The sequence below is a fragment of the Nocardia sp. NBC_01499 genome (assembly GCF_045040275.1).
Classification (GTDB): Bacteria; Actinomycetota; Actinomycetes; order Mycobacteriales; family Mycobacteriaceae; genus Nocardia.
On record NZ_CP109426.1, the window covers coordinates 3,697,511 to 3,720,113 of the forward strand.

The 22,603-nt window shown below is 61.6% G+C and carries 21 protein-coding genes and 2 pseudogenes; 4 read left to right on the forward strand and 19 right to left on the reverse strand.

The window, feature by feature from the left end:
- Window positions 1–86 precede the first annotated feature (86 nt).
- Both OG203_RS17005 and OG203_RS17010 read right to left on the reverse strand, forming a co-directional pair.
- Complete coding sequence (locus tag OG203_RS17005) at window positions 87–569, reverse strand: AbrB/MazE/SpoVT family DNA-binding domain-containing protein (RefSeq protein ID WP_405166627.1); 483 nt, start codon at window positions 567–569, stop codon at window positions 87–89.
- A gap of 34 nt (window positions 570–603) precedes the next feature.
- Window positions 604–1,005, reverse strand: coding sequence for a hypothetical protein (locus OG203_RS17010; RefSeq protein WP_405166628.1), 402 nt, complete (start codon window positions 1,003–1,005; stop codon window positions 604–606).
- Window positions 1,006–1,215: 210 nt separating this feature from the next.
- On the opposite strand from OG203_RS17010, the gene OG203_RS17015 reads away from it, so the two are divergent.
- On the forward strand, window positions 1,216–1,461 hold the full coding sequence (locus OG203_RS17015) for a hypothetical protein (RefSeq protein WP_405166629.1): 246 nt from the start codon (window positions 1,216–1,218) through the stop codon (window positions 1,459–1,461).
- A 43-nt stretch (window positions 1,462–1,504) separates the two neighbouring features.
- Here OG203_RS17015 and OG203_RS17020 read toward each other — a convergent pair whose 3' ends face one another.
- The 8 genes and pseudogenes from OG203_RS17020 to OG203_RS17055 all read right to left on the reverse strand — a co-directional run bounded on the left by OG203_RS17020 (window position 1,505) and on the right by OG203_RS17055 (window position 6,549).
- Window positions 1,505–2,356, reverse strand: a complete 852-nt coding sequence (locus OG203_RS17020) for an SDR family oxidoreductase (RefSeq protein ID WP_405166630.1) — start codon at window positions 2,354–2,356, stop codon at window positions 1,505–1,507.
- A 130-nt stretch (window positions 2,357–2,486) separates the two neighbouring features.
- Window positions 2,487–3,353: a UbiD family decarboxylase domain-containing protein gene (locus OG203_RS17025; RefSeq protein ID WP_405166631.1), complete on the reverse strand. Its 867-nt coding sequence runs from the start codon at window positions 3,351–3,353 to the stop codon at window positions 2,487–2,489.
- 95 nt (window positions 3,354–3,448) lie between these two features.
- A pseudogene (locus tag OG203_RS17030) lies at window positions 3,449–3,592 on the reverse strand (UbiD family decarboxylase domain-containing protein); the annotation flags it as partial.
- 154 nt (window positions 3,593–3,746) lie between these two features.
- Entirely contained in the window at window positions 3,747–3,893 is a 147-nt protein-coding gene (locus OG203_RS17035; RefSeq protein ID WP_405166632.1) for a hypothetical protein, read from the reverse strand.
- A complete protein-coding gene (locus OG203_RS17040) occupies window positions 3,887–4,483 on the reverse strand; it encodes a nuclear transport factor 2 family protein (protein WP_405166633.1) in 597 nt (198 codons plus the stop codon). Before OG203_RS17040 ends, OG203_RS17035 begins: the two co-directional genes overlap by 7 nt.
- A 107-nt stretch (window positions 4,484–4,590) precedes the next feature.
- Window positions 4,591–5,853, reverse strand: coding sequence for an amidohydrolase family protein (locus OG203_RS17045; protein ID WP_405166634.1), 1,263 nt, complete (start codon window positions 5,851–5,853; stop codon window positions 4,591–4,593).
- On the reverse strand, window positions 5,850–6,155 hold the full coding sequence (locus OG203_RS17050; RefSeq protein ID WP_405166635.1) for a hypothetical protein: 306 nt from the start codon (window positions 6,153–6,155) through the stop codon (window positions 5,850–5,852). Before OG203_RS17050 ends, OG203_RS17045 begins: the two co-directional genes overlap by 4 nt.
- Entirely contained in the window at window positions 6,142–6,549 is a 408-nt protein-coding gene (locus OG203_RS17055; protein WP_405166636.1) for a Rieske (2Fe-2S) protein, read from the reverse strand. Before OG203_RS17055 ends, OG203_RS17050 begins: the two co-directional genes overlap by 14 nt.
- Window positions 6,550–6,659: 110 nt before the next feature.
- Here OG203_RS17055 and OG203_RS17060 point away from each other — a divergent pair, with 110 nt between their 5' ends.
- Together OG203_RS17060 and OG203_RS17065 are read left to right on the forward strand one after the other, a co-directional pair.
- Window positions 6,660–7,541, forward strand: a complete 882-nt coding sequence (locus OG203_RS17060; protein WP_405166637.1) for a helix-turn-helix domain-containing protein — start codon at window positions 6,660–6,662, stop codon at window positions 7,539–7,541.
- 403 nt (window positions 7,542–7,944) lie between these two features.
- Window positions 7,945–8,691: a strictosidine synthase gene (locus tag OG203_RS17065; RefSeq protein WP_405166638.1), complete on the forward strand. Its 747-nt coding sequence runs from the start codon at window positions 7,945–7,947 to the stop codon at window positions 8,689–8,691.
- A 104-nt stretch (window positions 8,692–8,795) separates the two neighbouring features.
- On the opposite strand, the pseudogene OG203_RS17070 reads toward OG203_RS17065, so the two are convergent.
- The 6 genes and pseudogenes from OG203_RS17070 to OG203_RS17095 all read right to left on the reverse strand — a co-directional run.
- Window positions 8,796–9,877: pseudogene (locus OG203_RS17070) on the reverse strand (IS3 family transposase); the annotation flags it as partial.
- 104 nt (window positions 9,878–9,981) lie between these two features.
- Complete coding sequence (locus OG203_RS17075; protein WP_405166639.1) at window positions 9,982–11,244, reverse strand: MFS transporter; 1,263 nt, start codon at window positions 11,242–11,244, stop codon at window positions 9,982–9,984.
- A gap of 39 nt (window positions 11,245–11,283) precedes the next feature.
- Entirely contained in the window at window positions 11,284–13,053 is a 1,770-nt protein-coding gene (locus OG203_RS17080) for a gamma-glutamyltransferase family protein (protein ID WP_405166640.1), read from the reverse strand.
- Window positions 13,054–13,275: 222 nt separating this feature from the next.
- Window positions 13,276–14,229 carry a LysR family transcriptional regulator gene (locus OG203_RS17085; RefSeq protein ID WP_405166641.1) on the reverse strand — a complete coding sequence of 318 codons (954 nt, stop codon included), beginning with the start codon at window positions 14,227–14,229 and terminating at the stop codon, window positions 13,276–13,278.
- Complete coding sequence (locus tag OG203_RS17090; protein ID WP_405166642.1) at window positions 14,226–15,275, reverse strand: ParB N-terminal domain-containing protein; 1,050 nt, start codon at window positions 15,273–15,275, stop codon at window positions 14,226–14,228. The genes OG203_RS17085 and OG203_RS17090 overlap by 4 nt, the downstream gene beginning before the upstream one ends.
- 829 nt (window positions 15,276–16,104) lie before the next feature.
- The gene (locus tag OG203_RS17095) at window positions 16,105–16,821 is read right to left on the reverse strand and encodes a YitT family protein (protein ID WP_405166643.1); all 717 of its coding nucleotides are present in this window, start codon (window positions 16,819–16,821) and stop codon (window positions 16,105–16,107) included.
- Between the two features lie 91 nt (window positions 16,822–16,912).
- On the opposite strand from OG203_RS17095, the gene OG203_RS17100 reads away from it, so the two are divergent.
- Complete coding sequence (locus OG203_RS17100; RefSeq protein WP_405167894.1) at window positions 16,913–18,271, forward strand: PLP-dependent aminotransferase family protein; 1,359 nt, start codon at window positions 16,913–16,915, stop codon at window positions 18,269–18,271.
- 98 nt (window positions 18,272–18,369) lie between these two features.
- Here OG203_RS17100 and OG203_RS17105 read toward each other — a convergent pair whose 3' ends face one another.
- From OG203_RS17105 to OG203_RS17115, 3 genes are all read right to left on the reverse strand, one after another.
- Complete coding sequence (locus tag OG203_RS17105) at window positions 18,370–19,674, reverse strand: cation:proton antiporter (protein WP_405166644.1); 1,305 nt, start codon at window positions 19,672–19,674, stop codon at window positions 18,370–18,372.
- Window positions 19,675–19,777: 103 nt separating this feature from the next.
- Window positions 19,778–21,022 carry an ATP-grasp domain-containing protein gene (locus OG203_RS17110; RefSeq protein ID WP_405166645.1) on the reverse strand — a complete coding sequence of 415 codons (1,245 nt, stop codon included), beginning with the start codon at window positions 21,020–21,022 and terminating at the stop codon, window positions 19,778–19,780.
- Between the two features lie 29 nt (window positions 21,023–21,051).
- Window positions 21,052–22,473 carry a hypothetical protein gene (locus OG203_RS17115; protein WP_405166646.1) on the reverse strand — a complete coding sequence of 474 codons (1,422 nt, stop codon included), beginning with the start codon at window positions 22,471–22,473 and terminating at the stop codon, window positions 21,052–21,054.
- Window positions 22,474–22,603 lie beyond the last annotated feature (130 nt).

Below are 22,603 nucleotides of genomic sequence, written 5' to 3' on the forward strand. Positions count from 1 at the left end.
AACCAAGGTGTATGCGCCTGAGAACCGCTCCTACCGCGAAGCAAAGCCGGTCAAACATCCACGAACCGGACACCGCAACACAGCAGCTAGCCCTCCCCCGGCCCGAGGAGCGGAGTCACCGCCCGAGCCTCCGTATCCCGCACCGGCGCCAACATCGGCGACAGGGCCTGGCCTAGCATCCGCGGACCCAGAACCGCGACAAGCCCTTCCTCCGGCATCGCGACCAACAGCACCGGATCCCCCGCCTCGATACCAGCATCGCGGCGCACCTCGGTCGGCAACCGCACATGACCCCGACGATCAATCGCCGAACGGCCCCACTCGACCGCACCGATCGTGATCACGTCCTCGACCCACCCGAACCCGACCACCGTCCCCGCCGGCCACCCCATCGCCTCGAACACCCGCGGCGCACACACCCGCGACCGATCATTGATGATCGATACCGCGAACTGCGGCAACCACAACCGATCTGACGGATCAGGACTCTCTGGCTCGAGCAAGGACTCCGCCGCGTCCAGACAGCGGTCCATAAGGGCGTGGAACTGTTTACGATCGAATGTGGACATCGGACATCGGCTCCTGACCCGCCGCTGATCCTCGTCAAACTCCATCAAAGCCGAACATCACGAATCGCGCCACCCACGACCGACCACGCAGACCGGAGCGTCGACCGTTGCCGACGAGAGGCTGATAAGAACCGTCCTCGGTTACGCCTCCAGAGAAGCCAAGCCACGCTTTGCCGGGGTCCCGCGACAGCGCCTGCGCCACCAGCACCGCGGATCTCCCGAGAAATGAACCCCTCCGCAGAGTGTGGATCTGTCCCACTTCGCGTGATTGATCCCACTCGGAATCCGAATGGGCACTTGGTGATCGATCATGCTGCCGGAGATTTTCAGCGACGGCATCGAGGACGGCGGCATTGGGGCCGACTCGCTGATCGAAATGATTGAATTGCTTGCGCGAGAACGAATCCGGCGGATCGCTGCATCGGTGAACGGTCAATCCCCTCCTCAGTCGCGGTCGTCAGTCTTTGCGCGGCGGTTGGTCGGCTAGCGGCGCGGACCAGCATAAGTTCCGGTCGGCGGCGTGCCACCATGGCCGCCACGGCGGCCGAATCCGGGCCGCGGTGGTGCACGGCTACACTTCGTCCGGCTCCATCGAAGTTGCGTGCATCGCCCGTAGAGGTTTCGCTGAGCGAATTGGAGAACAACCATGCGCAATCACAACCATAAAATCCTCGGTGCAGCAGCTGGAACGCTGGTTGCAGCATTCGTCGGCGTCGCTCTGGCTGCCCCGGCAACTGCGGCTGGACCGATGATGCCGATACACCCGGACCCAATCGAGACCACACTGCAGAACTGCTTCGAAAAGTCTGCCACCTACGCCAAATTCAAGGACTGCATGCAGGCGGCACTGAAAGAACAGCAGAACTCCGAGCCGCCAATAGAGGAGCAATAGGCAACGCTGACGTCGAGGTCAGACGACTCTTGCCGAATGCCGCTTATGTTTCGCGTCGAGGCGGCGCTGTGAGGAAATCGCGGAAGTCTGTTGCGGGGTGTCCGGTGAGTTGCTCGATCGAGTCGGTGACGGTTTCTAGTTCGCCGGTGGCGATCGCGGTGTAGGAGCTGACCCAGCCGTCGAGTTCCCATTGCGGGGCAGCGTATTTCGATCGAGAAGCGTAGGACTCGGTGAGGGACTCGCACACATAGGTGTACTGCCGGCCATGGGCTGCGGTCATCATCTCGGCGGCCTCGGTCAGTGTGAATGCGCGTGGTCCGGTGAGGTCGTAGGTCATTGCGGCGTGCCCTTGGCCGGTGAGTACCGCGGCCGCGGCGGCGGCGACGTCGCTGCGGGTGACCGCTGCTACCGCACCGTCTGCGGCGGGCCCGCGGATGACACCGTCGGTGTCGGCGAGCAGCGGGATGAGGTCCTGATATTGATTGTCGCGCAGGAACGTGAAGTCCATGCCCGAGGCTCGGATCGCCTGTTCGGTGTACCAGTGATCGCGCCCGAACGTGAAGGTGCACTCCGGTGCCGCGCCCACGAACGAGAGGTAGACGATTCGCTCGACCCCGGCTCGGCGCGCGGTCTCGACTACGGCGATCTGCTGTGCAGCACGGTCCGCCGATTCGGTGGCCGAGACGAACAGGAAGGTCTGTACCCCGGTGAGTGCTGCCTGCACGGTGGCGGGATCGGCGAAATCGATGCGGACCGGGACCGCGGCAGGTAGTGGTGATATCCGTTCGGGATCTCGCCCCAGCAACCGTGTCGATATGCCCGTACCTGAGAGCACGCGGGCGACCTGCCCGCCGATGTGCCCGCTCGCGCCAGATATCGCCGTGACCCCGGTCATGACTGAAGGCTATCGCTAGGGGGTCGCTGTTTCGGTGGGGCACACACGTGGGGGCCGTCGATGGGGTCGGCGAGGGTAAATGATTTGGGGGTGGTCATGAATATCGTCCTGCTTTCGTAGCGCGGGTGAGTTACGTGTTGGCCGGATATTCGAGTCCCAGGTCGGGGGCGAAGGGCCGGGGGTCGACGTCACGGAATTGTGCGCGCGCGAATTCGGCACGCAGGCGGTAGGGCACGGTGGCGTCGTAGATGGTTTTGGCGGTGACCCCGCGCGCCGGGAGTCTCGGGTTGTAGGCCGGTGACTGTGAGGGGTCCAGGACGTGGCCACTGACGCCGGGGATGACGACGATGTCGGTGTCGCCCTGCATGCGGGTGGTCATGGCCCACAACACGTCGTCGGTGTCGAAGATATCGACGTCCTCATCGACCATGATCAGGTTCTTCAACTCCGAGTAGGTGCCCAGCGCAACCAATGCCGCTTGTCGGACGCGCCCGTCGTCGAGCGGCTTGCGTTTGAGGCATTTCATGACGGCCAGGAATTTTCCGCCGCCCGCGGAGTGTGCGTACACCTCGCTGACGAAACCGGGCAGGGCCACGGCGCAGGCGTTGTAGATGCTGGCCTCGGTAGGGATCCCCGCCAGGCTGACGTGTTCTTCGCCGGGGCCGACCAGGGTCTGCAGGATCGGGTTGCGCCGGGTGATCGCGGTGACTTTTAAAACCGGTAGTGCAGGGTTGGCGTCACCGTTGTAGCCGGGGAACTCGGGCATGGCGTGCCCGCTGTGGGTGTTCTGGTCTTCTGCTTCGCGGCGCCCGGGCAGGATGACGCCCTCGATCACCACTTCAGCGCTCGCGATGCTCTGTTGTGGGACGGACACGCAGTCGACCAGTTCGACGGGTCCGCCGCGCAGCCCGCCGGCGATGGCGAGTTCGTTGTAGCCGTACGGGGTGGTCGGTGCTTCGAAGGTTGCGCCGATGTTGATAGCCGGGTCCAGCCCCATGTTGATCGATACAGGTAGCGAATTACCCTGGGCCTCTGCCTTTTCCGGAACTCGTCGATGTGTCGGCCAGGGGCGAAGAAGATGGTCATCTCGTCTCGGCCCTGGACGCACAGCCGGTGGATGGTGACATCGATGCCCGCGTCGGGGTCGCTACTGAGCACCAGACCGAGGCAGAAGAACGGTCCGGCGTCCTGGTCGGTGTTGGTCGGAGCGGGCACTGCTGCGAACGCCTGTGTCATCGACAGCTCCCTTCAGAATGGCAGTACCTGACTCTGTGTCCTCGCCCGTCCGATGTGCCGGTGGCGGCATGCGCTGGGTCGGCCGATGGCGTCGTTGAACCGCACGGGAAGAATGGCCCGCTGTTCGTCGATCTGATGTCGCGTTGCGGTGCGGTCAGAACATGCCGTTGTCGTGGGCGAAGGCGGTGGGGATCTCGTTGATGACGTCCCAGTGCTCGACGATCTTGCCGTCCGCGATGCGGAACAGGTCGTAGAAAGCGGTCGGTGTGCCGCCGAGGCTGCCTTCGGATTGGGTCAGCACGAACTCGCCGTCAGCGACCACGTGATGCCCTGTTCGGCGAACGTGGTGAGTAGTGCGCCGAAGCCGTCGAGCCCGTCGCCGGCCCGGGGGTTGTGCTGGTGGTACTGCTCGGTGCTGATGTAGTCGGCGATCTGCTCGGTGTGTCCACCGATGAGTACCGTTTCGACGAAACCGGCAGCGATCTTGTGGCTTTGGTCGGTTTGTTCGGGGTGAGCGATGCGGGTGGGGCCCTCGACCTGGCTGCGTCCGCTGACGGTGTGCTCGACCAGAGGAGTCAGCGCGTCCCAGTGTTCAGCGAGTTTGCCATCGCGCAACCGGAAGATATCGAAGGCGACCAGTTGTGATCCCGGCTCGAGCTCGCGGTAGACGCCATGGACGGCCACCAGATCGCCATCGACGAGAACCCGTGCGAGTTCATAACCGAACCTCTCGGGCAGTGCTTCAAGGAAGCCACGCAGACCCGCAGGGCCGTCCGGGACCTGGGGGTTGTGCTGGGTGTAGTCCGCGGCGACCCAGCGGTCGACGGCCGTGGGGTCCTTGTCGACGAACAGTTCGGTCATGGCCTGCATGACCAGCTCACGGTTGTTCATGTGAAACTCCTTGTGTTGGTGGATGATCCGGTTGCTCGTCGCGGTTGTTTGCGGAGCAAGCACCGCGGCGATCTACAGCCGGATCGCAGTGATGGTCAGAGCTGGAACTACCGATTCCCTGCACCGCGCGGTGTGGCGGTGGCGGGTGCGAGTCCGGCGATTTTGGCGCCGAATACCTGCAGGGCGGTGCCGCCGAGGATGTTGTTCTTGGCGTGTTCGGAGATGTTGGGGATCGACATGATGCGCCCGGGGGTGTCGAAGTCCCAGTGCGGCCAGTCCGAGGAGTACATCAGCGTGTTCTCGGCGGCGATAGCCTTCAGGGTGCTCTGCAGCAGATCAGGGTCGGGCATTTCCAAAGGTTGTGAGGTGTAATACATTTCGCGCATGTAGTCACTCGGTGCCTTGCGTAGCAGTGGGGCGTCGGAGGTGCGCAGGATGAACTCGTGGTCCAGGCGCTGCATCAGAAACGGGAGCCAGGCCAGGCCACTCTCGATCCAGATGGTCTTCAATCCGGGGAACCGCTCGGGGATTCCGTTGAACAGCCAGTTCGTCAGATGGGTGATGTTGCAGGTGACGAACGAGATCGCGTGCACGGCGGTGAACCGGTTCATCGTCGAGGTCATCGAGTCGCCCCACGACGGTCCGGCGTGGAAACCGATCGGCAAACCGAGACGCTCCAGTTCAGCGTAGATCGGCATGTATCGGTTGTCGTGCACGGAGATATGGCGCTGGCTGGTGACCAGGAACCCGATGACATCGGGGTGGTCGTGGTAGAGGCGGATGGTTTCCAATGCCATGTCCGGGTCTTCGAACGGCAGCCCGAGCATGGTCTTGATCCGGTGGTCTTTGCCGAGGATGTTGGTCACGAACCACTTGTTGTAGGCCATCATCAGCGAGGCACCGATCAACGGATTGGGGTGCAGGCCGATTTCGAGCATCGGCTGCGGGAACACCACCTGACAGTCGATGCTCATCGCATCCATGGCGCGCCGCACCAGAGTCAAATCCCGGTGCTCCCCACTGGGTTCCACGTACTCCGACAGAGCTGCCTGATGCGGAACCCGACCGGCCGTGTCCTGAAATGTCAGGCCCGCGACATGGTTGGACAGTGCCAAATGTCCTGCCTGGGGCCAGTTCTGGGATATCTGTTCGCCGTAGTCGCGCAGGATAGGGTGATCGAGATACTCGATGATCTCCGGCCAGGAGTCGAGTTCGACGTGATGGGAGTCGACATCGACGATGAAGCGATTGTCCAGGTCGTAACGCTTGGTGTCGTTGGCGGCGTTGGCCAGAATCTGGCGCGAGTCGGTGGTGACGGTGATTTCCTGGGTCGGGTGAACCGCGACCCTCGGCTCCATGGTGCTTGTCACGAGCGAACTGCTGCCATCGACGGGATGCGCGACAGCCACAACGCGAGGTCGAAGGTGTTGAGATTCTGCGACTCCATCAGCGCCGAGATCAGCACGACCGCGTCGGTGCTCGAGTAGCCCTCGGCCTCGATCGCCGGGAGGTATCCGGCCGACTGCGCGGCGGCCGCGTACAAGGTGGCCGTATCGGCGACCAACCTCGACAACGCCTGCGATGTCAACGTGTCGGCACCGCCGCAGGTCAGTCGCTCGACGCCGCCATGGAGCTGGTCGAGCGCGTTGATCAGATTCTCAGATGCGGACATAGATCTTGCCTCCTTCTTCGGCGACCTCGACGGCGCTGAGCCCGAAGTTCGGTTTCGTGGCGTGTTCTCCGGTCGTGATGACGAATTCCGAACCGTGCCAAGGACATACGACATGCATTTCCGACTCGTCGAAACGCATCCCGTGTGCGCGCTGCTGATCGTCGAGTACCTCACGGACCTTCGGGATGATCCGCCCCTGACATGCGGGGCCCCCTTGATGCGGACAGATGTTGTGGTAGGCGTAGAGATGTCCGTCGATACGAAAGATGCCGATCGTGTGGTCTCCGATGTCGACGATCAGGCGGCCGCGTTCGCTGACATCGCCGGAATCGGCAACCACGACCGGCGCGGGCCAGGCAATAGCCGCTTCTGCCAGAACCTCGGTTCGAGTCATTTCATCCCCTCTCGCAGATTGCTATCGAATAACTCATGCAGTCAGTTTTAGGTTTTCGCACTCATAGCTGCTAGGTATAAATCGGTGCTGGGGTGGTTAGAATGGGACAGATGGAGCTGATCGAGCGCAGCTACCGGCATCCGACTCGCCCCGGGCTCGGTGTCGAGGTGCTGGACTACCGCGATCTGATCAGCCGTCTACCTGCATCGGGCTTCGGACAGCTGCACCGGCTGGACTTCCATCAGCTGCTGTTGGTCAACGACGGCCACGCCACGGCGATGGTGGATTTCGCCGAGCTACCCTGCACGCCCGGGACGCTGCTGCACACCAGGCCCGGCCAGGTTCAGCGATTGCCGACTCGCCATTGCGGCGAGCGACCGGCCGAGATCGATGCCACCCTGGTGCTGTTCACCGCAGCTTTCCCCGCCCACTCACCGCACACCGCACCGGTCGTCGGCGACCCGTTCGGCCAGACAGCGTTTCAGCTCGCGCCCGCCGACCACGCAGTCATTTCGCACTCCTTCGCCGATCTGGCCACCGAGTCCTGCCCACCGAGCGCGCAGACCGCCGACCTCGACGTCGAGTTGCTCCAACACCTACTCGCCGCATTGTTACTGCGTATCGCCCGCCTCACCGACCCCCGCGACCTCACAGCGATCGACAGCGACTGCTTCCACCGGTTCCGCCACGAACTCGAACGGTCCTACACAGTGCTGCGCCGCGCACAGAGCTACGCCGACCGCCTCGGCTACTCACTCAAAACCCTCAACCGAGCCTGCCAGCACGCCACAGGCCACACCGCCAAAGAAATCATCGATGACCGAGTCGTCCTGGAAGCCAAACGCCTCCTCGCTCACACCGATCTCCCCGCCGTCACGATCGGGAGCCGACTCGGCTTCACCGAACCGACAAACTTCGGCAAATTCTTCGCTCTCCGAACACAAACCACCCCCGCTGCGTTCCGCCGAACACAGCAGCACCCAGCCTCATGACAGCGCACGCTCGATCAGCATCCGCTGTCCAATTTTGACCACTACTACACCTTTTTCTACCTTGTCATCGTGGGACCGCAAGCCGAGGCTCCAATGAGTAGCTATCAGAGGCAATCCGCGAGATCGGACGATCTTACGAGATTGCTGCTGTGCTGGCCGTTGCCTATAACTACCGGCGATTTATCCGTGGACTATCCCTGACCGGCATTTCGAAACCCTTGATGGAGTGGGCACAATGGGAGTTAATGGAGCTGGGGGGATCAGATCGGTAATCGGTCGACGGGGCCTGTTGTCGGGCGCGGCGGCACTGACCTGCTGCGCCGTCACAGGGATTTCGGCACGGGCCGACCCGCCACCTGCAGAGTTGTCGTCGGGATCATCGCAGGCAGTTGACGGGTCGAACATGTCCGCCCTGTATCTGCTCTTCCTTCGCCGCGACCTACCTCGGGCGGAATCCCTTGCTCATTGGCATGGACCGCATGGAAGTAAAGTCGCCGCGATTCCTGGGATATGGGAGTACCGGCAGCACGAATTCGCTGTCGATTCCCGCGGCTTGTGGGCACCGACACCGGGGGTGGAAACCGCGATCGATCCGCAGTGGCGGGTCGACGGGACACCGGAAGTCACCTTCGGCAACATCGTGGGGCCGGTGGCTGGATTACCCGCCAGCGTGCCGGTCCTGCTGGACGAACATAACGCCTTCGACCGGACACTGTTCTACCTCACCGGCCCGGGTGGTGGCCGGTGGCTGCGCGACGGTCTCGACGACCAGAGCGGCGCCCGCACCGTGGTGCTGCTCCGACGACGGCCCGGCGTAGCCGCACAGGCATTCCACGCATTTCTCGACGACTTCGGGCGACGGCTGGCCGCGATCCCCGACTTGGCCGAGATACGCACTCAGGAGTACCTGCCGTGGTCGGCGCTTCTGTGGCCCAGTCCCGGAGTTGCCCACGACAATCCGCCGGAGCGGCAGTATCACGCCAGCTTCGTCCTGGGTGCGATCGATCGCCCCACGCTCGTCGCCGCGCTGTCCGCACCGACGATCCGGGCAGCCGGATACCTACAGCAGCAGAATTGCTCCGCGATCCACGCCTACGACGTGACTCGAACCTCCGTGAAGCGCCGCAACGATCGACCGGTCCCGCTCTAACGGGACTGCCCCGAGTTCGGTTGACTCGCGGGTGTGGTGTTTCAGGCCGTGAGCGCGGGCTGGCTTATTGTCTCAAACTCGATCGGGGTCAGTCGGCCGAGTCAGCGTTACCGGCGGGTGCGATGGTAGGCCTTCTCGATCCAGACCACGATCGCGAGGCGTAGTTCCGCGCGAGTCGACCAGCGCTGCCGGTCCAAGACATTCTTGTGCAGCAACGCGAAGAACGACTCCATCGCCGCATTGTCACCACACGCCCGACCCGGCCCATCGAACCCGTAAACATTGACCGACAACGCATTCACGTACTTTCGGGACCGGAATTGACTGCCTCGATCCGAATGCACGATCGTCGCGGTGGACGATCGTAGCTTCACCGCGTTGACCAGCGCCGATACCGCCAGTGACGCTTTCATCCGGGAATCGATCGAATAGCCGACGATCCGGTTGGAGAACACATCCTTGATCGCACGCAAATACAGCTTGCCCTCACCGGTGTGGTACTCGGTGATATCGGTAAGCCACAGCGCATCCGGGACATCGGCGGAGAATCTGCGGTCGAGGAGATCATCGTGGACCGGTGGGCCGGCCTTGCGGTTCAACCCACGCTTCTTAGCGAACGCACTCCAAATCCGTTGCTGGGAACACAATCTGGCGACCCGATTCTCACCCGCTCGGATGCCGCGGGCAGGCAGCTCATCGGCAATGAACCGGTCACCGAACGCCGGGTCCCCAGCATGGATGTCGTACGCGACGTTGATCAGATGTGCGTCGTCCCAATCACGTTGCGAGACAGGGTTCTTCTTCCACTTGAAGAATGCTTGCGGGGAGAAGCCGCACACCCGGCAGGTCACCGCGACAGGAATCTTGTCAGCGGCCAGGCCCAGGACCAGCGGGTACATCTGTAATTTTGGGTTGACGTCTCGCGAGAAGTAGGCGACCGCACGACGCATGACCTCGGCTTCCTGCTCCAACTGGCGGATCCGCTTCCGCGCCTCCCGCAACTCGGCCGACTCATCACCCGCGGTTCCCCGCCGGTGTCCTTCGTCGATATCAGCCTGTTTCACCCAGTTCTTCACACAGCTCTGCCAGATCCGAAATCCTTCACGATCTGGGTCAGCGGGATCTCGACCTTGCGGGCGACCGCGACGCCCTCGCGGCGGAACTCCTCGGGATAGGGCTTGGGCATGTCGATGATCCTTCCCCCGTGGGGACGCATCCTCGCAGCTCAGGTGACCTAGGGAAGGTCAAGGAGTCAACCCAACCGGGGGCAGTCCCCCCTGTCGCATGGAACTACGAACGAGTCGATGGCCGCACGTCCGCACCATCCTTCCCGGTCGGGACGGGTTCGCTGTCACCGACGACCAGGCGACTCAGCGGCAATGCGAAGATAGCGGCCAGCAGACATACACCGGCAGAGAGCGCGAAGTAAGGGTGCACCCAGGCCTGAGCTATGAATACTGCCGATGTCAGCGGACCCAGCGCCATGCCCAGCTGCCGGATGAACATATCTATACCTAGATAGCGGCCCAATCCTCCTGACGGCGCCAGATCTGCGACCAGCGGCGACGCTGACGCAGCGAGCATGACCTCACCAATGCCGAAAAGCGCGTAGAAACCGAATATGGTGACAACGATCAGGTCTGTTCGACCGGTCAAGGCACCAACCTCGACCAGTGCCCACCCTGCGGCCCATAGCAGTCCGACCGCGCCCAACGACCAAGCAGGATTTCCACGAGCCATGCGGCGGGTAAAGGGCGAGGTCAACAGGATGACCGCAGTATTGACTGCTAGCGCGAAGCCGATGATCTTCGGCGACACTCCGAGCACGGTCGTCGCCATGCCGGGCAATCCCGAGTTGGCTTGGCCGTAGCCCACCAGCTGCAACAGCCCGGCTAGTGCCAGGTAACACAGGAAGGCCGGCTGAAGTGTGAATGGTGCTTTGTCACAACCAGCACTCGGCGGCTCCGCGGCGCGCCGCTTCGGCATGGCAGGTATGTAAATGACTTTGGTGAGCACACCCAGGGCGGCCAACGAGATGAACAACAGCTCGAAAGTTACCGGATGCATGGGATCCGCGATCAAGCCGCCGAGCAGACTGCCGGTGCCTAACCCCAGGTTCCACATCATGAAGCTCGTCGTAGCGGCACGACTCCGCCACGACAGGGGTACCGACTGCAACAGAATGCCGCGCGTTGCCGGCGTTGTGCACGCGATCCCAGCGCCCATCGCCAAGCTCGACAGCAGCACCGGCACCGGTGACCGGAACATACCCATCCCGATCGCTCCGAAGAGTGTGAGCACTGTCCCTGCGAGAAATACGCTTCGAGTACCGCGATGGTCCATCACCCACCCCGCGATCGGGGCCACCGCGATAAGTGCGACCGCCCGCAGCGCGAACGACATGCCGGCGACCCCCGGCCCGAAGCCGCGAACCTGGTCGAGGAACAGAAACCATATCGGAATTACCAAGCCGTTACCGATGCCGACAAGCAATTGCCCTGCGATCAATCGGCGCGCCAATGGAGAGTAGCGCGTGGCGCCGTCGGTAATCATCAATCCCCCACTCGATAATCTCATCGATAATCTTGTCGTCTACCGGCCACACGTCTGGACTACCGAGCCGCGGGGATCGGCAGCACCGAACAGCAACCCGGACTTGATATCACGGCCCGCGGCCGCCAACCTCCCCAAGGACTTCGGCGGGCGGGCCTCGATATCGTGACCCCATGATCGCAACGTTTCTATTACCGATTCTCCGACGGAACTCTCGATCTCCAACTTGCCCAGATGAATTTCATGAGGATCGAATGAACTCACCAGGTGCTCTGTGTGCCAGCGGGGCATCTCGATAGCTTGCTGAGGAGATATTCCGCCCGCTACTCTCAGAAAGAACTGTAAGCACCATTGATCCTGACGGTCTCCCCCTGGCGATCCGAAAGCCATGAACGGCTCTCCTTGGAACATAGCGAGCGGAGGGCAAATAGTTGTTCTCGGACGTCGCCCCGGTGTCAGCGTGTTCGGTAGGCCGTGGTCCAGCCACGCCGTCTGCAACCGATTGCCGAGTGGGAAGCCGAGTGCCCCGATGACTGGCGATCGCATCAGAAAGCCGCCGCTCGGGGACGCTGATACAAAATTCCCGAACTTGTCTACAACGGCAATGTAACAGGTATCACCATTGGGAAGCTTCGGTTCGGATCCGGCCGCCACATCGTCCGCCGCCCCCGTTCCGCGCTCGAACAGACTCGACACGAACCGAGGAAGAGCAGGTTCGATTCCTGCAATCGAACCGGGTATGAAGTCCAGAGATGCTCGCCTGGTGATGAGACTGGCCCGCTGCTTCGCATATTCTTTCGATAACAGCACGTCTATGGGAACTACACCGTTGTCGCCATAGTATGCGTCTCGATCAGCGTAGGCGAGCTTGGCCGTTTCGCTGAGCATGTGTATGCTATCCGCCGAATCGAAGTTATCGGCGTCCATTTTGTGATCAGCCAGCAAAGCAAGCTGCTGCAGCATCACCGGCCCTTGACTCCACGGACCCGGCTTGCACAACGTCCAGTCTCCCCAATCGAACGTTGTAGGAGCCTCGTACGTCGCCCGGTATGCCAGGAGATCGTCCGCGGATAGCAAACCCGCATGAAGGGTGCCGGTCAGGTCCGGTTTCGGCGTTGCTGCGAACTCTGTTATGGCTGCCGCCACGAATCCTTGACGCCAGACTTCTCGGGCCTTCTCGATCTGCTCGTCACGGTCATTCGATGCCGCCTCCGCTTCGCGAACAATCCGGCTGTAAGTCTCCGCAAGGGCCGGGTTCTTCACCAAGGAATAGGGTCTCGGCGCATTCCCCTGTTCCAGGTACACCTCTGCAGTCGTCGGCCAGTAGTTCAAGAGTTTATGCTTGAATTTGTCGACGAGATAGGCCAACCGCGGTGCCGCGGGAAAACCTGATGACGCATATCCGATTGCCGGCTCCAGCACTTCTCGCAAAGATTTCGTCCCGTAGTCGCGAAGCATCAGCATCCATCCATCGAACGCGCCAGGAACGGCAGCACCCAAGAGTCCGATGGCCGGAACAGACTCGAACCCCAGGCGGACCATCGCTTCGGGTGTCGCACCCGCCGGCGCGGGCCCTTGACCACAGAGGACGCGAACAGCGTTCTCGGACTTAGTGAAGAATGTAGCGACGACCTCTCCGCCGGCCCCCGCATGATGCGGTGCACCCACCTGTAACGTAAATCCGATTGCTATGGCTGCATCAAACGCGTTGCCACCCTTCTCCAGGATGGCCATCCCCACTGACGAAGTGATCGAGTCCGGAGCAGAAACAACACCAAAGGTCCCGTATAACGGCGGTCGATCAGTCACTGGAATTCCTCCAAGTTATCATTTTTCAATATTCATGATGGCACGACCGATTCCTTTAGACAATGTTCCGACAGCTGTCTCGAGGACCGAAAAGTTCGCCGGTACACACACGCCGATAACAAACGGCTCGGTGGGACAATCCGATCCCTATTGCGATCACGCGACGCTTTCATGGCACGAGAAAAGCAGGCAACTGTCCCCCGACCTCATCCCAGAATCTACTTATCGCTCTCCATGAGACTGACCGATCCGGAGGCTAATCTCATGCGAATCCGAATGTGCATCGGACGGCACACAGGTATTGAGCGAATTGATGGTATCTATGAACACCTGCAGCGCTGAGCCGCGGGGGACGCTTCGATATACAAGCCACTGGGGCACCCGCTCTGACGGGGAAAATCGACGAACCGCCGATCCGGAGCGGTGGGCCAGCGCATGCCAACCATCGGACATAATGCTGACTCCGATACCTCGAAGCACCATCGGCAATATAGCGCTGCAATCACCAACCTCGGCCGCGATGGACAGATCACCTACCTCAGCAAGACGATCGAAATAGTCGCGAACGGCAGTGCCCGGTGGCGGTACGACGAATCTGTGGCCGCGCAAATCCTCCGCAGCCACGGCCCCATCGACGCCTATCTGTGTGCCTGGTGGCGCGACCAGCAAATACTCCCGATCACGCAGTCGGGACGCCATCAGCCCCGGTCGAGCCGGGCGGTCCCGGCTGCCACACACTCCCGCCGAACAGCGCCCCCGCAGCACCATGGCGACCGCCTCGGCTGCCGAAGACACCGACCATATACTCACCGTCACGCCGGGGTGACGCTTGTGCAGTTCGTCGACAGTATCGAGGACCGGCCCCAACGCGGCGGAGGTGGTAGCCGCGATATCGACTCGTCCGGCGATTCCGGCGCCGACCGCCCGCGCCATGGCACGCAGATCATCCAATTCCCGCAGCACCTGTCGGGCCCGGTCGACCGTCAGAACGCCGGCCCTGCTGAGCACAGCATTGCGACCGATCCGGTGGAACAGTTCGACACCCATCTCCCTCTCGAGCCTGCCGACGGCGCGGGAGATGGACGGTTGCGTCACTTGCAATGCACGTGCCGCGTTGGTGAAACCGCCGTGTTCGACGATCGCAACCAGGTATTCGAGCTGTCTGTGTTCGATCAATTGCGGCCACGGTCCGAAACTTGTTCGTCAAGTTGGGACCGATCAGACACTCGACGGGCGCTGCGGTGGTCAGTGGCGTCCTGGCGTATATCCGCACGTTGCGATACCTCGTTCGCAAACTGCCGCCAACTCTCCGAATACCGTCGTGCCAGTTCTACGACCGATGGCACACAATGAATTGGCAGACTATTGGCAATAGAATCCCAGGTCGCTGACTCTACGGGCGCGACATCCAGCATCCGCAACAATCTTCGGCCGTGCTCGGAAAAACGGACTGACGGATCGGCACGCAATCTCCGCACCATGGCACCCGGGTCGTTCAACTTTTCACCAGGCAGTTTGCCGGTCGGCGCCCAGGGCGCAGCCGCACGACCTCCGCCCACCGCGACAGCGGATCCGCTCGCCCTGTCCCCGACAGCATCGCCCACCCGCATGTCGCGCCGAGCCTTCTTCGCCGTCGACAACGAAGCACCTGTAGCCGAGGCAACGTCCCGCGCCGACGCGCCTGGATTCGCATCCAAGAATTCCAACGCAAGGCGACTAGCTACCCCAGCCTCACTCGGATACACAACACCGTCGCGCCCCACCCGCTCACCGGTCAGATGCGGATTTTCCGCACCTACCCTGCGCCGCACAACCCCAATCGTCTTGTCGGACAACCCCACAACCTCGGCCACCCGACGGTTCGACCACTCCGGGAAGTCGCACAGTATGCGCCGCGCCGCCACCTTACGGTCGGCCAAAGACAGCGGCAGCCCGTGCGCGCTGTTCATACACACGGCCAGTACGTAGGCCTCCCGCATATCTCCATCAAAAAAAACCGCATCGATAGCGTCGGCACTGGTACGCTGCGCCGCCCTGAACCGATGCACCCCATCAATAATCGTCATGGTCTGTCTATGAACAACGATCGGAGGCAAGGGGCCCACGGCTTCCGCTAAAGCCTGGACATGCAACTCGTCTTCCCCTTTGGTACGAGGAGAACCCGACACCCTGACCTGCTCCAGGGAAAGCCGCACAACTTCGTGCTGTCCGATATGGGACATGGGCTGGTGCTTTAGGATGCCAGACACGACCGGCCCTATCGTCCTTCTAGCGGCCTTTTGCATAACCCCTCCTTATAACCACATGCCCCTGAAACTTTAGGGCATCGAACCCTCGCTATAGCTACTTCTTCGTCTCCGAACACCGAAAGAGGTGCGTCATGCTCACCTCGACACACGCACCCTTAATACAATGCCGTCAACCCTGCGATCCCGGCCGGCAAAGCCCGGCACACCACTCAAACACAACTGAGCGCACGTCCAGAATTGACGCGCACGCCTCACCTACTACAGAATGGATCTACTTCATGAGCTCGCTCAGTGCATCTCCACACATAATGAATAGGCGGTGATCATTTCCGCTTCTCGGAGGAGATTCTGGAATTCACCCGCCAGCTGGGGCCGAATTCCGAATCTGGATATATCGCCACTCTCGCGGAAGCCTGACGCCATCAATGCTCTAATCACAACTCCCTCGTATAAGAGCACCCGAAATTGCGACAGGTTCCGCCCCTTGTCTGCACCCGGCCGTATGAGCGCGAGGACCAGTAAATTACCGGAGCGCATCTATCGGGTCAAGTTTCATCCCATGTCTGGTCGTGGCTACAAATCCGTTGTGCGCGTGCACAAATCGCGAACGCTGTTGACGACGGATACGTGTGCGTAGAAAGTTCAATGGCCACGTGCTTGCAGTTCCACCCGCGTTCACCGAGAGATGCGGGTCCGCGCGCACACTGCAGCAGTGTCTCGAATTCCAAATGCGCCGAAACCCGCATCCGCACAACGGGATTCCCTGCGCGAGCAGATAGCGCCTCGTCGCCGACAGTGTTCATCACCGAAGACGGGCAGGCCGCCCAGTGTCGGGAGTCTCGGGTAGCGAAACAGCAACTCGTGGCAGAAAGTACCCGATGAGCGGCCCCACGCCGAAGGCGATCAGGACTGTGCCGATACCAACCGTGCCACCGAGGAGCCAGCCTGCCGTTGCGACGACGACTTCGATGCCGGTCCGGACCGCCGCGACAGGCCATCGAGTGAGCCGGACCAGCCCTGTCATGACGCCATCACGGGGTCCAGCACCGAAATGAGCACCCAGATAGAGCGCGTCGCAGAACGCCAGCAGCACGAGCCCGACGACCAGATAGCCGACCTGGACCGGGAGGTAGTGCGGAGTCGGAAGGACAATCGAGGCCGCATCGGCGGCGAATCCGACGACGACCACGTTGAGGAGTGTTCCGAGGCCCGGCAGCTCCTTCAGCGGGATCCACGCAAGGAGCACAACTACCGCAACCAGATTCGTCGCCCACCCGAACGTAATCTCCAACGACTCGGCGATCCCTTCTGTCAGGACATTCCAGCTCGCCGCCCCCAACCCCGAGGTCACCAGCATCATCACCGACGCCCCGTAGCCGATCAACCCGATCAACAGTTGCGATAACCTCCGCAGCTTGCGACCGGACCTCAGTTGGTCGGCCGCGTTCATCCGGCGGACCACGGCATGCCCGTAGGGGCGTGGATCTACGACTGGCGCTGCACGGATTGGTGTAGTCATGGAAAGCATCCTGCTCTGCTCTGGTATTTGATTCCATAGCCAGATGAGAGATGCTGGTTCAGTGAAGATCAGCTCGCACACTGTGGCTCAGATGGTCGGCTCGTGGAACGAAGGCCCGGGGCCAGCCCATCAGCACCTTTCCGACAGGTTGCGACTGTTGGTACTGGATGGCCGGCTCGGACTCGGAGTCGTTCTGCCGAGCGAGCGTGAGCTTGCCTCGACGCTGGGGACAAGCAGAACTACCGTCGGCACCGCCTACCGAACACTGGCTGATCAGCGGTACGTCGAAACACACGAACGTGCCAGGGCCGTCGTCAGACTCCCAGGTGACAGAGCACCTCACCAACAGGTCACCCCGTCGGCGACAACGATCGACCTGTCATTTGCCGCACCGCCGGCACCGGTCGAGGTTCTCTACAGCGCCTACGCGACAGCACTGGAACAATTGCCCCGGCACTTCGGTCGCAATGGATACGACCCCCTCGGAGTGATCGAATTGCGTGCGGCCGTTGCCTACCGGTACGAACAGCGAGGTTTGCGCACACGGCCCGATCACATCCTCATTACTACCGGCGCCCAGCACGCACTGGCTCTCATCGCCAGGGCACTGCTCACCCCAGGTGACCGAGTACTGATCGACCACCCCACCTATCCCCACGCCATCAGGGTATTCAACGATGCCCGTGCCCGTATCACACCCGTTTCTCTCACCGAAACTGGTTGGGACACAACGCAACTCCAGTCCGCAAGTCGTGTCTCGCAGCTGGCGTACCTCATACCCGACTTCCACAATCCCACCGGTTTGTGCATGTCCGGCGCCGTTCGAGAGCAGATCAATCTTTCCTGCCTGACCGTCATCGACGAAACCATGGCCGACCTTGCCCTCGACGTTGCTCCGCCCACACCATTCGCCCGCCATCACCCCACCGCGATCAGCATCGGGTCTGCTTCCAAAAGCATCTGGGGAGGGCTCCGTATCGGATGGATACGCGCGCACCCCTCCGTTCTCGAGCGCGTCGCACAGATCCGGACCGGAACCGACTTGGGCACTCCGCTCCTCGAACAGCTCGCGACGGCCCAACTCCTCTACTCAGACGGCTACCGAGCCGACATGCTCCATCGCCTTCGCACACAGCGCCAGGCGCTGGACACCGCGATATCCGAAAAGTTCCCGGAATGGCGCGTCATCAAGACACCAGGTGGGCTGTCCAAGTGGGCGGCCCTCCCAGACGCTGTCAGCTCGCGCCTCGCCGCGATCGCACCCGACTACGGCGTCGCCATCGCGGCCGGGCCGCGGTTCGGCATCGGTGGAGCGTTCGAGCGCAATATCCGCATGCCCTACTCACTGCCTCCCGAGCAACTCATCGAAGGAATCCACCGACTCGCTCGCGCGCACGACGCTCTCGCCCAGGGGAAGGCAGGACGACACGATCCCGTACCGCTTGCCTAGCCGATTGTCAGCAAAGCCCTGCCCGCCGACGCTCTTTGAGGTTCAACCGCTCGCGGGGAAGATTCCTACCAATGCGACTGAATTGCCGACTCGACACCCTAGTCCGCGTACCGTCGTTCGCGTTCGATCTCTGCCGCCGTGTGCGTAATGCGACCGGCGGTACGGCGCAGGATCGGTGGCGCGATCACCGAAGTGACGACCGCCATCAAGACGATGACGGTGTAAGAGGCCGGGTTGAGCACACCGATCTTCAGTCCCGCCGAAGCCAGGACGATCTCCACAACTCCGCGAGCGTTCAAGCCGAAGCCGACGGCCAAGGCTTCATTGTGGTCCAATTTGCCGATTCGGCCGCCCAGGTAGGCACCGGTGACCTTCGCTCCTATGGCTACGGCGAGCGTGATCACAGCGATACCCAGCATCGCGGGATCGCGCAACGCCGACAAGTCGACCTGAAGACCCGCGGTGGCGAGAAACAGCGGCGCGAGGACTGCCATCACAAACGGCCGCATGGCATCCAAGAATTGCCGACCCTGTGGACCGAGCGAACTCATGACCATACCGCAGAGGAACGCACCCAGGATGGCCTCCATCTTTAAGGCATGGGTGCCCGCAGCAGCCAGCATGATCAACACCATCACTGCCGCAATGCCGAGTTCGTTGCGGCTCGTGGAACGCTCGATAGCGCGCAGCAACCATCTGATCAGCGGTCGAGCGGCAAACACGGCCGCAGCGAGCACTAACAGCAAAGCTCCCACCGACTCCGCGACTAGGTCGGCGTGAAATCCCGCAGTGGCCATCGCCGACACTATCGACAGCAGCAACCATCCCAGAACGTCGCTGACAGCCGCCGCACCGATGATCACCTGGCCGACGTTGCGATGCAGGAGCCGCATATCGATCAACGTCTTCGCGATTACAGGGAGCGCGCTCACCGCTATCGCAACGCCTATAAAGAGCGCAAATGTGGCACGATCGCCCGCTTCGCCTCGCATCGATCCAGGCAGCAGGAAGCCGAGCGCACCACCTAACGCCAGGGGAACCAGCACGCTACCCGCACTCACCCAGGTTATGGTCGTCCGCTCCTTCCTGAGCAATCCGAGGTCGATATGTGCGCCGGTGATGGCTACCAGTAGTAGAACCCCCAACTGCGCGATCGCACTGAGTAGATTCATCTGCTCGGAGTTCTTCGGCAAGAGCCAGTCGGATAATGCTGGGCCGAAGTTTCCCAATAAAGAAGGCCCGATAACGATTCCGGCAAGTAATTCACCCACGACTGCCGGAAGATTGACCCGCGCCGCCAGGCGACCGAGGGCCGTCGCCAACAGCAGTAGAACACCGATCTGCACGAGCAGCACGAGTAGTTTGTCGTGGCTGATACCAGGTATGAATGCTGTCGCGAGCACTGTCGCATCTCTTTCTCTTCTGCCAACCGAGGCTGGTTCGAGGTCTGCAGTGTCGCCTTACCGGTGACCGCCACTGCCGGCCGCCGTGGCAGTGTGTTCGAGTTCAGGCGGTGTAGGCGGTGTAGAGGCCTTCCGTTTCCATCGCCCGCAAGACCTCGTAGTCGCGCTGCACGTCGCAAGAATCCTCGGAGGTCAGGTAGACATATCCCGGCGAGCTGGCCAGATCGATTGTTTCGGGGAGGTAGCTCCCGGGACCGACTCCGCATGTGAGATGGACCAGGGTGGGTAAGGCTCGGAGCCGTTCCGCCCAGTCCAGTGACCGCACGTGCCCCGCTGCCATATTGATCAGGGCAACATTGCGCAGCCGCCCGGACCAGGTCACAGCGTCGTCGTCGAAGTCCAGCAACCCATCCGAGACCGTAAGCATGTCGGCCAGCAGGCTTGTTTGTGAGATTCCCGAATACCTTTGCACCACATCAGGTGCGGTCCCTCCGCCGAGACGTGCACCTGTCTCGATGAGAACCGGACCGCGCTCGGTCATCATCACCTCGGTGTGGGCGGCACCGCACACCACTCCCAGTGCGTCCAGAACCGCGACAACGAAACTTCGCAACGGCGCTGTCTCTTCTGCGTGCACTGGCACAGGCTCTTCATAGTCGTAAACCGGGCTACCAGTGCTGCCTGCCCGCTTGGAATATCGCCACAGCTCGGCGACCCTGTGTACCCCGTCATATGAAACGGTATTTGCGTAGTACTCGACGCCGTGCACCCGTTCCTGGACCAACACCGCCGTATTGGGCTGTCCGAAGACGTTGTTCGAGGAGAGAACAGCCTTACAGGCATGGTGTACGTCATCAGCAGAACAACAGAACCGCACGTTGTCGGTGACAGCACTGCTCAGTGGTTTGACCACCGCCTCTGTTAAGCCATTCGAAATGAACCATGCTCTGGCATCATCCGCATTACCGAATGTTCTGCCGCGCGGCACAGCTATACCCGCTGCAGCGGCTGTCTCGGCCATGAGCTGTTTGTTCCGCCGTGCCGCGAGCGTCTCATGCCGGTTGCCCGGAAGCCCCATCAGATGAGTAAGGGTGTCCGCGAGGATCACCCCGGACTCGGCGCCTGCCACGACCCGGTCGACTCTTAGCTCGGCCAGTCGATGGGCAAGGATAGTGGGATCGATCTCACCGTCCAATCGATCGGAGTAGTCACTGGGGCGGAAACCTCGAAGGAAGTATTCGGGTATGTCGCGAGACGTTTGAACATGCACACAATCGACCCCGCGACGTCGAAGCTCCGAAACGAGCAAACGCCCCGTCGAAAAGCCGTCGATCACTGCAATCTTCATCGGCGTGTCCCTTCCAACATCCTTTTTCATCAGGGCAGGTCGATCGCTTCGGCGGTGCACTCCGAGAAAGTGCATGCGACTCGCGCACCACCAGACATGCTCACCACGCCGACTTCGGGGTCGCTACTGCCTCGCACAATGCAGCCGCTGAAACCGTCTGCGCCGGTCACTCGTGGGTCCGTCAGGAAGACCCCCCAGTTCAAATAGAGTTCCTGCACCCCTGAACCCTCGTCCGCCGGAAATGCCTCGGGTATCGGCCGTATGCGCTCCTGGAGCACGTAGGAACCACCGACCGCCGCGGCCAACTGGGCTTTCCAATCCTCCTGGCTGCTGGTCCAGCCAGGCACAATGCCGCTACCACCGTGCAGCAACGTCGGCTTGAGGATCAGGTCTTCCTGATGTGCCAACGCATAGGCCACCAGGTCGACTTCTTGTCCTACCGAGTCCGTCGCAGTCGTCCGCACGTGGCGGGTCCACGGTAGGAATCGGTCGATGCACCTGCGTTCCTCATCGCTGAACGCACTCCGGTTCCGATCATCGGACAGCATGGCAAGAGTTCCTTTGTTGCCGTACAACTCCGCGTCGAGGCGGCTGAAGATACCGACCCTTCCCTCCTCGAATGCCCGCAGTAGCGGTGCGACGAGCTCGCCATCGGCAGGTGTAACGATCTCCTCGACTAGGAAAAATCGGTACACCACATCGATCGGGCGCCCCCTAACTTCCAACCGGCCGTTGCGCTCGGCAATCTGGCCCACATGGCAGGGGATTGCGTCGATTCCAAGAGTCTCGAACAGCGCCGCCATGACTTTCAGACGAGGCTCGTATGACTCGAAGCTCTCTGGCCAATCGACAAGAGCGACAACAGGATGACGACCATGGTTCAGGTGTTTCGCACACTCTGCGTACAACGTCTTTACGATGTCGCCGAATGTGTCCGTGTAGGCAAGACGTTTGTCCGACACGAAGCTGGCCAGGGCCGGATGCAGCAACATGGCCCGGTTGATACCCGCGCTCTCGAATCCACCGAGGGCACTGGTGATGTTCAACTCCAGCAGCTTGAAGCCACTTGAGCCGCGGTAGAGGTCGGACCGGGCGAGCGGAAGGAGGGCGGTGCCCGCCTGCCTTGCGCGTTGAACGACGTCTACTTGGGTTGTCGTCATCCCCACGGCTCGGGCCAAGGCACCGACATCGCCCCTGAAGAGCCTCTCCGGTAGCTCGGTCAACAGCTGATAGATCTGGTTCAGGTCGTCGGCGACCTGACTACGCTCCGCCCTCGACAGGAAAACCGGCGACGGTAGGAAGCGTCCTCCGTACGCCACTGTGACGAGTTCATCGGCCACAACGTGCCGCATCAAGTCAGCCGGCTCGCATCCTTGTTCCTGCACGTGCTCGATGTACTCGGCGCCGAGACGCGAGCGCGGAATACACGGAGCTGACGGCGGCAGTGTCATGATGAGTTACTCATTTCGATAGGATCGGATCGACGTTCGACCGGCTACGGTCGAATTCGCGTAGCCAAAATTCTGATAAATAGCCGAAGAACACCTCCAGCAATGGCATCCGACCGAGTCCGCTAAACTT